The sequence below is a fragment of the Roseateles hydrophilus genome, from assembly GCF_026712245.1.
Lineage (GTDB): Bacteria > Pseudomonadota > Gammaproteobacteria > Burkholderiales > Burkholderiaceae_C > Pelomonas > Pelomonas hydrophilus.
Window position 1 is genome coordinate 210,337 of record NZ_JAPPUY010000006.1, and the last position, 14,157, is coordinate 224,493.

At 71.6% G+C, this 14,157-nt stretch carries 10 protein-coding genes; 4 read left to right on the forward strand and 6 right to left on the reverse strand.

Annotation, left to right across the window (positions count from 1 at the left end; all coding sequences use genetic code 11):
• The first annotated feature begins 6 nt into the window (after positions 1 to 6).
• The 4 genes from NYO99_RS20630 (at position 7) to NYO99_RS20645 (ending at position 6,826) form a co-directional block, all read left to right on the forward strand.
• Positions 7 to 2,340: a type I secretion system permease/ATPase gene (locus NYO99_RS20630; protein ID WP_268169184.1), complete on the forward strand. Its 2,334-nt coding sequence runs from the start codon at positions 7 to 9 to the stop codon at positions 2,338 to 2,340.
• Between the two features lie 44 nt (positions 2,341 to 2,384).
• Complete coding sequence (locus tag NYO99_RS20635) at positions 2,385 to 3,566, forward strand: HlyD family type I secretion periplasmic adaptor subunit (protein WP_268169185.1); 1,182 nt, start codon at positions 2,385 to 2,387, stop codon at positions 3,564 to 3,566.
• Between the two features lie 112 nt (positions 3,567 to 3,678).
• Entirely contained in the window at positions 3,679 to 5,019 is a 1,341-nt protein-coding gene (locus NYO99_RS20640; RefSeq protein WP_268169186.1) for a TolC family protein, read from the forward strand.
• A 115-nt stretch (positions 5,020 to 5,134) separates the two neighbouring features.
• A complete protein-coding gene (locus NYO99_RS20645) occupies positions 5,135 to 6,826 on the forward strand; it encodes a hypothetical protein (RefSeq protein ID WP_268169187.1) in 1,692 nt (563 codons plus the stop codon).
• Positions 6,827 to 6,834: 8 nt separating this feature from the next.
• On the opposite strand, the gene NYO99_RS20650 is transcribed toward NYO99_RS20645, so the two are convergent.
• From NYO99_RS20650 to NYO99_RS20675, 6 genes are read right to left on the reverse strand one after another with little or no spacing between them, the layout of a single operon-like run.
• The gene (locus NYO99_RS20650; RefSeq protein ID WP_268169188.1) at positions 6,835 to 8,811 is read right to left on the reverse strand and encodes a hypothetical protein; all 1,977 of its coding nucleotides are present in this window, start codon (positions 8,809 to 8,811) and stop codon (positions 6,835 to 6,837) included.
• Positions 8,812 to 8,813: 2 nt separating this feature from the next.
• Positions 8,814 to 9,809, reverse strand: a complete 996-nt coding sequence (locus NYO99_RS20655; RefSeq protein ID WP_268169189.1) for a hypothetical protein — start codon at positions 9,807 to 9,809, stop codon at positions 8,814 to 8,816.
• Entirely contained in the window at positions 9,810 to 10,667 is an 858-nt protein-coding gene (locus tag NYO99_RS20660) for an N-acetylneuraminate synthase family protein (protein ID WP_268169190.1), read from the reverse strand. It abuts the gene before it with no gap.
• Between the two features lie 31 nt (positions 10,668 to 10,698).
• The gene (locus NYO99_RS20665; RefSeq protein WP_268169191.1) at positions 10,699 to 11,943 is read right to left on the reverse strand and encodes a Gfo/Idh/MocA family oxidoreductase; all 1,245 of its coding nucleotides are present in this window, start codon (positions 11,941 to 11,943) and stop codon (positions 10,699 to 10,701) included.
• The gene (locus NYO99_RS20670; protein ID WP_268169192.1) at positions 11,940 to 13,151 is read right to left on the reverse strand and encodes an ATP-grasp domain-containing protein; all 1,212 of its coding nucleotides are present in this window, start codon (positions 13,149 to 13,151) and stop codon (positions 11,940 to 11,942) included. Before NYO99_RS20670 ends, NYO99_RS20665 begins: the two co-directional genes overlap by 4 nt.
• A complete protein-coding gene (locus tag NYO99_RS20675; RefSeq protein WP_268169193.1) occupies positions 13,148 to 14,155 on the reverse strand; it encodes a class I SAM-dependent methyltransferase in 1,008 nt (335 codons plus the stop codon). Before NYO99_RS20675 ends, NYO99_RS20670 begins: the two co-directional genes overlap by 4 nt.
• Positions 14,156 to 14,157 lie beyond the last annotated feature (2 nt).

Sequence of the window (14,157 nt, forward strand, 5' to 3'; positions counted from 1 at the left end):
GCCCAGGTGCCGCAACGTCGCGACGACTTCTTCGACCCGCCTGGTGAGGCGGGGCGTTCGTACGCGCATCTGTCGGAAGTGCCGCCCGCGCCGCCGCGCCGGCCCGAGGCCGAGGACGCCCCGGGCGCCGCCGCTGACCTGGGCGACCCGTTGCTGCACGCGCTGGTCTGGCTGACTCAGCACCATGGCCGGCCGCGTTCGGCAGCTTCGCTGCGCGCTGACGGTGCGGTGGACGGCTCGCTGGCGCCCGAGCAGGCCGTGCGGCTGATGCGTGAGGCCGGCTACGAGGCCGCCATGCAGCGCCGCCCGCTGGGGCAGATCAACGGGCTGATGTTGCCGGCCGTGCTGCTGCTCAAGGGCGGCGACGCCTGCCTGCTGGTGCGCCAGCTCGCCGAGGGCGCGGACCGCTTCGAGGTCGTTTTCCCTGGCGCCGATGCCAAGGCCTGCGAGGCCACGCTGGGCGAGCTGGAAGGCGAGTACAGCGGCTTCTGCCTGCTGGTCAGCCCGGCCGAGAAGCCGCGCTCGCAGGCCCGCGCCCACCAGCACCTGATCCAGCTCGACGCCACCGATCACTGGCTCTGGGGCACGCTCAAGCGCTTCATGCCCTACTACCGCGGCGCCTTGCTCGCGGCCTTCCTCAGCAATGTGCTGATGCTGGGCACGGGCATGGTGACGGCGGTGATCTACGACAAGGTCATCCCGCATCACGACGCCATGGCCACGCTGTGGACGCTGGTGATCGGCGGCGCGCTGTGCGTGGCCTTCGACCTGTTCGCCAAGCACCTGCGGGCCGACCTGATCGACCTGGCCGGCCGCAAGGCCGACCTCATCATCGGCTCGCGGCTGTTCAAGCACATCCTGTCCATCCGCATGGAGCACCGGCCGGCGTCGGCCGGCTCCTGTGCGCACTACATGGGCCAGGTGGAGACGGTGCGCGACTTCTTCGCGTCGGCGTCGATGTCGGTCATCAGCGATGTGCCGTTCATCTTCATCTTCATCGGCATGGTGTTCGTCGTGGGCGGCCCGCTGGGCTGGGTGGTCACGCTGACGGTGCCGCTGATGCTGATCATGATCCTGGTGCTGCAGCAGCTGGTGCGGCGCTCGGTGCGCGTGGGCATGGCCGAGCATGCCGAGCTGCAGGGCAACCTCGTCGAGGCGCTGGAGGGGCTGGAGGACGTCAAGACCTCGGGCGCGGCGCCGCAGTTCCAGCATCGCTACGAGCTCAGCAATGCCGTGGCGGCCGACTCCGGCCACCGCATGCGCAGCATGCACGGGCTCATCAACCACCTGACGCAGTCCATGCACCAGGTCACCACGCTGGTGATGTTGCTGGTGGGCGTCTACCTGATCCGCGACGGCGCGCTCAGCCAGGGCGCGCTGATCGGCTCCATCATGTTCACCATGCGCGCGCTGGCGCCACTGGGTGCGCTGGTGGGGCTGGTGACGCGCTACCAGGGCGCACGCGCCGCCATGCAGAGCCTGGACGCGCTGATGAGCACGCCCACCGAGCGCCAGGCCGGCCAGGCCTATGTGCCGCTGACCCAGGTGACGGGCCGCGTCGGGCTGAACGACGTGGGCTTCAGCTACCCGCCGCCGGCCCCCGGCCAGATCGCGCCCAAGGTGTTGAACAGCGTGTCGCTGCGCATCGAGGCCGGTGAGCGCATCGCCATCCTGGGTCGCATCGGCAGTGGCAAGTCCACGGTGCTGCGCCTGCTGGCGGGGCTGTACCAGCCCACCGAGGGCCTGGTGGAGGTGGAGGGCATCGACCTGCGCCAGGTCGACCCGGCCGAGTACCGCGCCCATGTGGGCTTTGTGTCGCAGGAGCCGCGGCTGTTCCACGGCTCGCTGCGTGACAACGTGCTGATGGGCCGCGGCGACGTGGACGCGGCGCGCCTGGTGGAAGTCGCCAAGCTGACCGGGCTGGACCGGCTGGTGGCTGCCCACCCCCAGGGCTGGGACCTGCAGGTGGGCGAGATGGGCGCCTTGCTGTCCGGTGGCCAGCGGCAGCTGGTGGCGCTGGCGCGGGCGCTGGTCAACAAACCCAAGATCCTGCTGATGGATGAGCCCACCAGCTCCATGGACGCGCAGTCCGAGACCAGCTTCCTGCGCCAGCTCAAGCAGGCCTCGGAGGGTGTCACGCTGGTGGCGGTGACGCACCGGCCGGCGGTGCTGGAGCTGGTCAGCCGCGTCGTGGTGATGGACAACGGCAAGGTCGTGCTGGACGGCCCGCGCGACAAGGTGCTGGCGGCGCTGTCCGGCGTGCGCCCGGCGGCCGAGCAGCAGCCGCAGGTGCACATGCACCCGAGCGCCCAGCCGGTGCAGCGCCAGGCTTCCGTCTAGGCGGTTGAGAGTCGCTGATGGCGGGAGGCAGTCAACGAGACGGCATGTTCACCAGCGCGCTGGCCAGCGCGCTCGCCGACGAGCCGCTGCCGCGCTCGATGTGGGCGCTCTACCTGCTGGCGGCTGCCCTGGTGGCGGCCATCGCCTGGGCCAGCATCGCGGAGGTGGACCAGGTCAGCCGCGTGCAGGGCCGCGTGGTGCCCGAGGCGCGCGAGCAGGTCATCGCCAGCCTGGACAGCGGCCTGCTGGCAGAACTCAAGGTGCGCGAGGGCGAGGAGGTGCAGGCCGGCCAGGAGCTGGCGCGGCTGGACCCGACCCGCGTGGAAGCCCAGGAGAACGAGGGCGTGCTGCGCCGCACGGCGATGCGGGTGGCGATCGCGCGACTGCGGGCCGAGGCCTATGGCAGCAAGTTCGAGTTGCCGGCAGACCTGCCGACGACCTCCGAGGCCGTGGCGCTTGAGCGGCAGGCCTTCGAGGCCCGGCAGCGCCTGCTGGACGAGGCCGTGTCCAGCCTGGACCGCAGCGTCGGCCTGCTGGCTCGCGAGCTGAAGGTGGCGCAGGACCTGTCGGCCAAGGGGCTGATGTCCGAGGTGGAGGTCATGCGCGTGAACCGCCAGATCAACGACCTGCGCCAGCAGCGCCAGGAGCGGGTGAGCCGCTTCCGCCAGGAAGCCAGCCAGGAGCTGACGCGCCAGGAAAACGAACTGGCCGCGCTGGAGGAGCAGCAGGTGGTGCGCCAGGACGCGATGAAGCGCACGGTGCTGCGCTCGCCGGTGCACGGCATCGTCAAGAACATCCGCATCACGACGCTGGGCGGCGTGGTCACCAGCGGGGCGCCCATCATGGAGATCGTGCCGCTGGGCCCCACGGTGCTGATCGAGGCGCGCATCCCGCCCAGCGAGGTGGGCTTCATCCAGATCGGCCAGCGCGCCATCATGAAGATCACCGGCTATGACTACAACGTGCACGGCGGGCTGGAGGGCAAGATCGAGGTCATCAGCGCCGACACGCTGGGCGACAACGACAAGCCGAACGCAGCCGGCGACGCGCGCTACTACCGCGCCCTGCTGCGCGCCGAGCGCAACAACCTGCAGCGCAACGGCCAGCCGCTGCCGGTCATTCCGGGCATGAGCGCCACGGTCGAGATCAAGACCGGCGAGCGCACCGTGCTGAGCTACCTGCTGCGGCCGCTGATGCGCTCGCAGGAAGCGCTGCGCGAGCGCTGAGGCGGCCGCCGCCCGGCGCGAAGTAGCCCGGCGCAGCCCCGCTTCTCGCGGCTTCAGCGCCGCACCGCGCATGGTCTAGTGAGGGCTGACGTCTCATTGCCGTATCCGACCCATGCCCGCCTTCCACCGCCTCCTGCTGCTGGCCCTGGCCTGCGGCATCGCTGCGCCCGTCGCCGCGCAGGTGCGCTGTGTCGACGACGATGCGACGGTCGTCAGTGATCGCGCCAAGGGCGTGGACCTGTCCATCTCGTCCACCGACCCGCGCGGCCAGCTGGTCTCGCTGGTGGAGACCGCGCTGCAGCGCAGCGAGCAGATCGGCTCGGCCACGCTGCTGGCGCAGGCGGCGCGTGAGGACTGGGTGCAGGCCAGCGAGGCCTACCGGCCCAGCGTCAACGCCACCGTCAGCGGCGCCGCGGCCGGCCAGCATGCCGGCGGCCAGCACCGCCAGCAACTGCAGTCCCAACTGTCGCTGGGCTTCAGCATGCCGTTGTGGGATGCCGGCCGCGCGGCCTACACCAGCGCCTGGCGCGGGCAACTGGCCGAAGCCTCGCGCCAGGGCCTGTTCAGCGCCGAGCAGCAGATCGCGATCCAGGTCGTCAACCATTCGCTGGACCGCGGCCGGCTGCTGCTGCAGGCCCAGATCTACCGCCAGTACATGCGCCGCATGGCCTGCCTGGTCGAGGCGCTGGAGGGCATCGTCAAGGTCGACAAGGGCCGGGCCAGCGAGCTGATCCAGGCGCAGAAAAGCCAGATGACGGCCGAGCTGTCCATGGAGCAAACGGTCAGTGCGCTGCGCTCCACCGAGTTCCGCCTCAAGCGCCTGGTCGGCGACGAGCTGCCGCCCAGCGCCAGCTATGCCACCGTGCTGAACCAGCTGCCCGACATCGAGTCGCTCAAGCTCGCGGCGGCGCAGTCGCCCGACATGCTCTCGCTGCAGGCCAACTCGCGGGCGCAGCGCCGCTACGCCGAAAGCGTCAGCGCGCAGAGCAAGCCGCAGGTCAACCTGGGTGGGGCGACGGTCGCCACTGCCACCAACCGCGGCACCAAGGCCGGCGAATGGAATGCCGGCGTGAGCCTGACCGTGCCCTTGCTGCAGCCTGGCCAGAACGCCGCCGAGCAGGCCGCCGCCAAGCGCGCCGCGGCCGCCGAAGCGCAGGTGCGCGACGCGCTCAACGCCAAGGTCTACCAGATGAGCGACCTGCACGGCTCTGCCGAGGCGGCGCTGGAACGCTCGCGCCGCATCGTCGAGATCCTGCGCAGCAGCGAACGCCTGCGTGCCGCGACGCTGGTGCAGTGGCAGCAGATGGGGCGGCGCTCGCTGTTCGACGTGATGGGCGCCGAGGCCGACTACTATTCCCTGCGCGTGGCCCAGCTCAGCACGCTGTTCGAGGCCCAGCAGGCGCTGGCCATGCTGTGGTCTCTGGGGCCGGGTGTGATGGCGGCGCTGCGTTGAGGACGCTCGCCGCGACGGCGGGTGCGCAGAAGATGGCAGCTTGTGGGGGAACGGTGTTGCGGCCAGTGAGCCATGAAAGCCGGCGCGCGGCGCCGCAGCGCTGCGAGGGCACGCGATGGCCGGGCTGATTGCCGTCACCCACCGGCTGGACCTGCCCAGCGCCGCCGCGCTGCGCGAGCAGCAGCAGGCCGAGCTGCTGGTGGCCGACCCCTTGCTGTGCGGCCGCGTGATCAGCCATCCGCTGCCCGAGCCGCAGGTCTTCACGCGCGTCGATGCGGCCGTGGCCCGCGGCGCGCTGGCCGAGGCGCTGACGCGGGCGCGGGCGCTGGGCCAGGCGCTGGCGCCGTGGCTGGCGCAGCTGGTGCCGGGCAGCCGCCAGGTGCCCTGGTCCACGCATCGCTACCAGCAGCTGTTCTGGACGGCGCTGGGCTACCGCGGCGTGTGGCAGCAGGTGCTGGCGGCGCACGAGCCCGAACGCTGGCATGTGATCCTGCCGCGCCAGCCGCACCGGTACGGCGGCCATTCCTTCGTGCCGGGGCTGATGCTGCTGGAGCAGCTGGTCGCGCGCGGCAAGCCGCACGCGGCCTACCTGGTCGACGTGCCGTCGCTGGACGGCGGGCAACTGCCCGACCTGCGGCAGTTGCCAGCGGATGTGCAGCTGCTGGCCCATCTGCCAACCTGCTTCCATGACGCCGCTCACTTCAGCGAGGAGATCCTCGCCAGCGGGCTGCGCTGTGGCCTGCTCAGCGCCGAGGTGTACGACGTGCCGCTGGAGGGCCTGCCCGCCACCGGCCTGGTGGACGCCCGCGAGGTGCGCGGCCTGCTGCCGCCCGAGCGGCTGGCGGCGCTGGACGCACTGGCCGGGCCGGTCTGCGACGTGCTGCGCGAGCACCTGCAGCCGGTCATCACGCACAAGGGCTTTCGCGACACGCAGGTCACCGCGCTGTGGCAGGCGCTGGAGGCCCAGGCGCTGCTGTGCTTTTGGCTGGCGCAGCACTTCGCCGGCCGCCTGCCGCGCCGCCTGCTGCTCTCCAACCACGACGCCACCATCCACGGCGCGCTGCTGAGCTTTGCGGCCAGTCACGCCATCCCGGTCACGCTGGTGCCGCATTCCAAGGTGTTCAACCAGCCGGTGTTCAACATCGACGGGCTGGACGCGCTGTGCCTGCACCACGGCCTGCAGGACGGGCCCTGCCTGGACTTCGGCGGCCGCCAGCTGCCGGCCGGGCGGCTGGCTTACCCGGGCGGCTGGCCCGAGCCGCCGCCGCCGCCCGCTGCGCTGAAGACGGTGGGCGTGGTGCTCAACGGGCTGAGCGCCAACGGCGTGAGCCTGCTGAGCTTCGAGGACTATGCCGCTGGCCTGGCCGAGTTGCTGGCCGGCTGCCGGGCACTGGGCCTGCAGCCGCGCCTGCGTGCCCGCCTGGCCGAGACGCCGCTGCAGATGCTGGCGCAGCGCCTGGCGCTGCCGCTGGAGCCGCTGCTGGCCGACACCCAGGGCTCGCTGGTGGACTTCGCGGCCGGCTGCGACCTGCTGCTGGGCTACGACATGCCGACATCCGGCCTGCACGAGGTGCTGCGCGCGGGCGTGGGCGTCCTGCAGGCTGAGATCCGGCCGCTGGCCAGCGACGAGTGGAAGATCGTCGACCGCGCCGTGGCGCCGCGCATGCATCCGGTTGAGCTGATGGACCGGCTGCGCGTGATGGCCGCCAACCCGGCCTGCCTGCATGAGTTCCTGCGCACGCAGCAGCAGCGCGCACGCGACGCCCAGGCCGGCGCCCGGCCGCTGCGCGACTGGCTGGTCGGCTGAGCTGCCGCTCAGCCCGGTGTCAACGTCAGGTCGAAGTCCCGCAGCGTGCCACCCGGCCGCGTCGTGTCGTCCAGCTCGGCAAGCGAGAACTTGATGCGCGTGAACGGCGTGGGGCTGGTGTCCTGGTGCGTCAGCATGGGCGCGGCGGCGCAGCGCGCCGGGTCCCATTGCAGCGTCAGCACCGGGCCGCGTGCGTCGGTCAGCCGCAGCCGGCCGTCGGTGGCGCCGAAGGCCGCCGTGCTGGACACCAGCGTGGACGCGGCCACCGCATGGCTGGCTGGCCGGTCCAGCGTGAAGTGCTCCTCGGCGCCGCCCTGGCGGCAGTGCAGCGTCAGCGGCTCGGCCAGGTGCTCGTGCAGCAGCGTCAGCACGCCCACGCGCAGGCTGCCCAGCGGCCGCTCGACGCCCTCGAAGTGATAGCCCAGCCGCAGCGCAGCCGTCTGCAGCGAGACCGCCAGGCGCTTCTCCAGCACGCCGCCCGCGAACGGCAGCCGGGCGCGCAGCAGCAGCTCGCCGTCGAGCAGCGCGGCCTCGGGCTGTACCCATTCCAGGTCGGTCAGCCGCGCCCGGTTGACGGGTGACTCCAGCAGCACGCCGCCGGAGTAGAAGTCTGCGCCCAGCTCGATGCTGTCGAAATGCCCCTGGGCCAGCGTGCCGATCACCGAGCGCCAGCCCTGGGCCGCAAAGGCCAGCGACTGCAGCGTCAGGCCGCGGCGCTGGTTCAGCGTCAGTGCCGTGTGGGCCGTGCGCAGCGTCAGCAGGATGCCGGAGTCGTCGCTGCCCAGCGTCACGCCGGCCGGGGGCGTGAAGGCGGCCAGCGGCTGCCAGTTGATGGTCGCTTCGGCGGCTGGCGCCTCGTGCCGGCCCAGGCGTTGCAGCAAGGCCTGGCGGCGCTCCTGGGCCTGCGCCCAGCGCGGCTCGGTGATGTGGGTGCGCAGGTCGCTGGCCCACAGTTCGCACAGCGTGCGCCAGTCCTCGGGCACTGCGTTGCCGGCGGCCAGCAGCGCCGCGCACAGGCGGTGGCAGTCGCTGTTCAGCGCGAGGTCGTCTCGGCCCGTCACCGCCCAGCGGTTGATGTTGTACTTGGCCTGTTTCTTGACCGGGATGGGGTGGGCCACGGACGACAGCACACGGGCCTGGCGCGGCAGGCTGGCCTGCACTGCCGCCAGCGCAGCCGACGGGCTGAGCCACTGCAGGCCCAGGTCGGCCTCCAGCCGGTCGCACAGCTGGGCGAGCTTGTCCCATTCGCTGTCGCCCGTCAGCACGGCCTCGGTGGTGAAGCGGCCGGGCCGGAAGTCGAAGATCTCGGCGTCGTTGCAGTAGATCGGCAGCACCGTGCCGTCGCGCTCGGCGCGGCGCGCGACATAGGCGAGGTACTCGGCCATGGGCTTGTCGCCATGCACGACGCGTTGCAGGCTCTGGAACAGGATGGAGTCGCCCCACAGCACCGGCAGCGCCGTGGCCTGCGCCGGCTCGCCGCAGCCCAGCGCGTGGGTGGGCGTGGCGCTTAGCGGCGCACCGGCCAGGCCCAGCGCCAGCCGCACGTTGTCGCGGTCCATCACCAGGCCCTGATAGCCTGCCTCGGCATAGATGTCCACCATGCCGGTGGAATAGGCCATCTCGTTGACCAGCACGATGGCGGGCGTCACGTCCAGCAGCTCGCGGTAGGCCTGCAGGCCCAGGCGCTGGTTCCAGCGGTTGGCCTCGGGCGCGGCCAGCGGGCCGATCATCTGTGTCCAGCCGCTGCCGACGAGTTCGCAGCGGCCGGCCTTCAGCAGCGCGGCGAACTTGGTCACCCAGGCCGGGTCCAGCGCGGCGATCTGCGTCAGCGTCCAGCCGGTCAGCTCGATGCCCACGGGCAGCGTCCGCGTCTCGGCCAGCCGCAGCAGCGGCCAGTAACACTTCTCGATGACCTGCGGCCGCAGCTCTGTCTTGATGGACGAGAACGCCAGGTTCAGGTGGAACAGCAGATAGCCTTGGGGCATGGTCAGGGCAGCAGGTCCTGGAGGGCGCGAGCCAGCCGCTCGCCGCCGGGAGTATGGAGCTGGCGGCGCGCGTTGCGCGACAGCGCGGCGGCGCGTGCCGGGTCTTGCATCAGCGCGGCGAGCTGACGGGTGGCGTCGTGCTCGTCGCAGGCCACGAGGGCGATGTCCAGCGCGGCGATGCCGGCGAGCTCGGCGTCGTCCTTGCGACCGTAAGGCGAGAACACGACGGTGGGCACGCCGCGCTGCAGCAGCTCGAAGCAGCTGACGCCGAAGACCGTGACGGCGAAATCGGCCGCAGCCATCAGCGGGCCGAGCCCGGCCGGTGCGTGGTGCTCGACGACGGCGGCCAGGCGCGGCGCAGCGGGCAGCGCGGGCGCTGCGGAGAACGGCCCCGTGACCCAGTGCAGGCGGGCATCGGCCGGCAGCGCGGCGTCCAGCGCGGCGGGCCAGTGGCGGCCCAGGCCGGTGGCGTCGCTGCCGCCGGTGAGCGCCAGCACGTTGCGGCCGGGCGGGCGCGGGGGTGTGGCGGGGAGCGGGTCCAGCAGCAGGCAGTCCCACCCGAACAGAATGGGCGCGCCGTCGGCCAGGCCGGCGGGCGGCTCGAAGCGGTAGGCCGGCAGGAAGATCAGGTCCAGCAGCGGCCGCCAGGCCAGCAGGCCGTCGATGGCCACGATGCGCCGGCCGGCGGCGCGCCAGTCGCGCAGGTGCTGGGCCAGCCCGGGCGGCACGCGCTGCGGCTGCAGGTCCAGCAGCAGCACGTCGATGGCCTCGGCCTGGCAGTGCGCGTCCAGCGCGGCGCCGAGGTCGGCATCGGCCGGCAGGAAGCGGTGCGGGAACGCGGCCAGGTCATCCCGCGCGAGCGGCTCGCCCTGCACCAGCAGTTGCACGCTTGCGCCCAGACTGCGCCGCAAGGCGCGTGCGGCCACCAGGCAGCGCGTCAGGTGGCCCAGCCCCACGCCCGGTCCGGCGTGGCAGGCCAGCAGCAGCCGGGCGGCCACTCAGGCGGGCTGCCAGGTCTGGCGCAGCACCTTGAACGGGCGCAGGCCGTCCGACGGGTCGGCGCGCCACAGGCGGTCGGGCAGCTCCGACGGCACCGGCGCCTTGACGCCGTCGCCATCCGCGCCCAGTGCGTGGGCGACGTCGGTGATGACGCGGCCGATCTGTTCCGGCAGCCAGCAGTGGCCGGCGGCGTACTCCTCGCCCTGGCGGTCCAGGTCGATGTGGAACTCGACGACGCGGGCGTCGTAGCGGTGGATAGCGCGGTGGATGACGCCGGGCTCGACGGTGTGGTCCGACCAGCCCACCTCGCAGCCGGTGGCCTGGCGCAGGGTGTCGATGGCGGCGAGGTTGGCGTCCTGGTAGGGCGTGGGGTAGGCCGAGGTGCAGTGCAGCAGCGTGGGCGCGGCGCAGCCGTTGCGCTTGAGCACGTCGACGGCATGCAGGATTTCGTCCATGGTCGCCATGCCGGTGGACAGCACGACCGGCTTGCCCGTGGCCGCGCAGGCGGCCAGCAGCTCGTCCCACAGCAGCTCGTAGGAGGCGATCTTGTAGAAGTCCACGTGCGGCTCCAGCTCCGCCACCGCCTCCAGATAGAAGGGCGTGCAGGAGAACTCGATGCCGCAGTCGCGCGAGCGCTGGGCCAGCAGCGGCAGGAACTCCAGCGGCAGCTCCCACTGGCGGCGGCGGCGGTGGGTCTCGGACTTGGCGAGGATCTCCGGGGCGAACAGCTGGTCGATGCGGAACAGCTGGAACTTGACCGCCTCGCAGCCCGCCTGGGCCGAGGCCTCGATGAAGCGGTAGCAGCGCTCGATGTCGCGGCTGTGGTTGCTAGAGACTTCGGCGATGAACTTGACCATCACGCTTCCTTGATGTGCGAGCGTCAGGCGCTCAGTGCTGCACCTGCAGGCGGCCAGCCTCGCGCTGCAGCGCGACGACGGCGGAGCCGTTGGCCAGGCTGAGGTCGGCGGCCTCCAGGATGCCGGTCACGCGCTCGGACTCGGCCAGCGTCGGCAGGTGCATGCCCGCGCTGGCGCCGCCGCCGGCCAGGGCCAGCTCCACGAAGGCGCGCACGCTCTGGTAGCCGTACTTGGTTTCCAGGTTCCAGCCGCCCGTCAGCGCGCGCGACAGGTTGAAGAAATGCGGGTTGGGCGCCTGCATGCCCGGGCCGGCCAGCACGCGGCGGGTGCCGCGGTAGCGCTGGTCGGAGAACACATGGCCGTTCTCGGTCAGCAGGTGCATTTCCTGGTAGGTCATGGACTCAGTCTGCGACGGGTCGGCCCAGCCGGCCACGTGGTAGCTGACGAACTCGTGGCCGTCGGTCGCGCGCCAGCGGATCTGGGTCTGGATGGTGTCGGCCACCTCCAGCCCGTGGTGCTCGCGGATGAAGCCGAACTGCTGCGTCGCGCGCACGTCCAGCGGCTCGGCGCCCGTCAGGAAGCCGGTCATGTGGATGTAGTGCGAGCCCAGGTAATGGTTGATGTTGCAGCGCGGGTTGCGCTGTAGCCAACGGCCGTAGATCTCGATCATGTCGCGGCGCTGGCTCATCAGCGACGACACATGGTGCACGCGGCCGTAGAGGCCCTGGCGCAGGTCGTCCAGCAGCAGCAGGTTGGCCTCGTCGTAGACCTTGTGATAGTCCACCATCGCGAGCAGATCGTCGGGCAGGTGGTCCAGCACGCGGTGCAGGTCTGCCAGCCGGGTGACGGCGGGTTTGACGATGAGGAAGGGGATGTTGCGCGCGGCGCAGGCCAGCATGACCTCCGCGTGCAGTTCGTCGGGCACGGCGATGACGGCCGCGCAGGGGCGCGGCATCTCGTCCAGCGCGCGCAGGTAGGCGCCGCTGTCCATTTGGCCCGGGCCGGGGTAGGCCTCGAAGCTGGCGTCGATGCCGGGGTCGGTGCCCCAGTGCGCGATGCGTTCGCGGATGGTCTGCAGCTTGTCGCCGTTCTGGCCGCACAGCGCGATGCGCCCCACCCAGCCGCGCTCGCGCAGGTGCAGGGCGCTGGGCAGCAGCACGCCGAAGTCCTTGTCGGTGGCCTTGCGGCCGGACAGCGTGGTCTGGCCGGTCATGTAGTGGCCGCTGCCGATCAACACGAGGTTGAGCGGCTGGCCATCGTGTTCGATGCGTTTCATGCGGTCTCCAGCACCACGTCGATGGCGGCGATCGCGGCCTCGGCGCGCGCGATGGCTTCCTCGCGCGTGGCGGCCGTGCAGATCACCTGCGCGTGGCGCTGTGCGTGGTTCTGCGCCTTGTGCAGGCGGGTGCCCGGGGTGGGAAAGAAGGTGTTGAACATCTGCACGCCGGGCATGGCGCGCACGGCGTCGAAGTTGCCGGCGGCGCGGAACACCGCGTCGCCCTGCGGGATCCAGTAGCGCTGCGCGCAGCCCAGCTGATGGCGGGGCGTCAGCGCGTCGATGTCGGGCGCGTCGCCCACGGCCATCTGCAGCAGCGGCTTGATGGCGTTGACGCCGGTGGCAGCCGGGATGCTGCCGGCGCCAAACCAGCCGCCGGACGTGCGGCAGGCCATCTCGATGACATGCGGCCGGCCCTCGTGCAGGATGAGGTCGCCCTTGGCGGCGCCGAAGTCGATGCCCAGCGCGGCAATGGTGCGCTCAACCAGCGCCAGCACGGCGTCCTGGTCGGCCTGCGGCAGCCGGCTCGGGAAGTTGATGCCGTTCTCGATGAAGTAGGGCGCGTAGAAGTCCTCGCGCTCGTAGTTGCGGTCGGCGAACGCGAAGGTGTGGATGCGCCCGCCGTGCACCACCGACTCGGTGGAGATCTGCGGGCCGCGCAGCACGCGCTCCACCAGCACCTCGGGGTTGCCGGTGTAGCGCATCGCGTCGTCGTAAGCCGGCAGCAGCTGGGCCTCGGTGTCGACGCGGCACACGCCGCGCGAGCCGGCGTTGTCCACCGGCTTGAGCACCAGCGGGAAGCCGAACTCGCGCGCCACCCGTTGCAGTTCGCCCGCCGACTTCACGGCCGCGAAACCGGCCACCGGGATGCCGGCGCGCTGCAGGGCCTCGATGCGCGCATGCTTGTCGGTGCAGCGGTGCGCCGTCTCGGGCGCCAGCCCCGGCAGACCCAGTTCGCGGGCCACGGCGGCCACCACCTCGGGGATCTCGACCGCATGGCAGAACACGCCGTCAATGCGCTCCGCGCGCGCGATGGGCAGCAGCGCCGCGACATCCCGGATGTCGCAGACCCGGCCCACGTCGGCCAGTGCCAGCCCGGGGGCGGAGGCGGAGCCGTCGCAGGCGACGGTGCGGTAGCCCAGCGCTCGGGCTTGCTCGATGGCGAGGGCCTGTTCCTGGCCGGCGCCGAGCAGAAGAATCGTCTTCACGTTGAGGGGTGTTCCTGAGGTTGGGGCGTCTCGGCCGGCGGGCGCATTCTCTGGCACTTCTTGCGGGCAAACAGGACGACCTCGCGCCCGATGCCGCAGTCGGCGAACGCCTTGTACAGACGGGCTTTGAGCTCGCCCGCGCCGCCGCCCAGCAGCGCCTGCTCCAGCTGCTTGCGCTGGCCATGCACCTGGCGGCCCAGCGTGTCGTTGCCGATGTAGTTCTGGCCCATCAGCAGGAACAGGTCGATGGGGAAGGTGGACTCGACATGCAGCACCTCGAAGCCGCAGCGCGCGACGAGCGCGGACAGCGAGGCGTGGTCGAAGTAGTTCAGGTGATGCGGCGGGGCGACCCACCAGGGCTTGAAGCCCTGCTGTTCGCGCAGCAGCTGTTGCACCGGGTTGAAGTCGTTGGGCACGACGGTGCACAGCACGCCGTCGTCATCCAGCAGGCGGTGCGCCAGGCCCAGCATGCCGGCCGGGTCGGGCAGGTGTTCCAGCACCTCGCCGAGGTTCAGCGCGTCGTAGCGGCCCAGCGCGCCCACGCTGTGCTCATCCAGGAAGCCTTCCTGCACGTCCAGGCCGAGGCTGTCGCGGCTGTGCGCGGCGGCCTGTGCCGAGGGCTCGATGCCGCGCACCTGCCAGCCGCGCTCGCGGCCGTTGAGCAGGAACAGGCCCGGGCCCGAGCCCACGTCCAGCAGGCGGCGCCGCGTGGCGGGCAGCCAGCCTTCCAGGCGCTGGTAGCGCTCGGCGTAGACGGCGTCCCACCAGGGCTTGTCCTGCAGGTAGTGCTCGATGTAGGCGGGCTTCTCCTGCGTGTAGTAGTCGTGGGCGTAGACCTCGCGCAGCTGCTCCGGCGTGGGCAGGGGCAGCACGTGCTTGAAGCCGCAGCAGGCGCAGTCCACGACACTGAAGTCGCCGACGGTCTCGTGCACCGGGCCGGCGTGCACGCGGCCGGCAGCGTCCTGCCAGGACTGCTGCACGGCTTGAGGGCTGTGCGCGTTCATGG

Coding starts and splice junctions, on each gene's coding strand:
- NYO99_RS20640 (WP_268169186.1), top strand. CDS start 3,679: ATGCCCGCCTTCCACCGCCTCCTGCTGCTGGCCCTGGCCTGCGGCATC.
- NYO99_RS20660 (WP_268169190.1), bottom strand. CDS start 10,667: ATGGTCAAGTTCATCGCCGAAGTCTCTAGCAACCACAGCCGCGACATC.
- NYO99_RS20665 (WP_268169191.1), bottom strand. CDS start 11,943: ATGAAACGCATCGAACACGATGGCCAGCCGCTCAACCTCGTGTTGATC.
- NYO99_RS20645 (WP_268169187.1), top strand. CDS start 5,135: ATGGCCGGGCTGATTGCCGTCACCCACCGGCTGGACCTGCCCAGCGCC.
- NYO99_RS20635 (WP_268169185.1), top strand. CDS start 2,385: ATGTTCACCAGCGCGCTGGCCAGCGCGCTCGCCGACGAGCCGCTGCCG.
- NYO99_RS20650 (WP_268169188.1), bottom strand. CDS start 8,811: ATGCCCCAAGGCTATCTGCTGTTCCACCTGAACCTGGCGTTCTCGTCC.
- NYO99_RS20675 (WP_268169193.1), bottom strand. CDS start 14,155: ATGAACGCGCACAGCCCTCAAGCCGTGCAGCAGTCCTGGCAGGACGCT.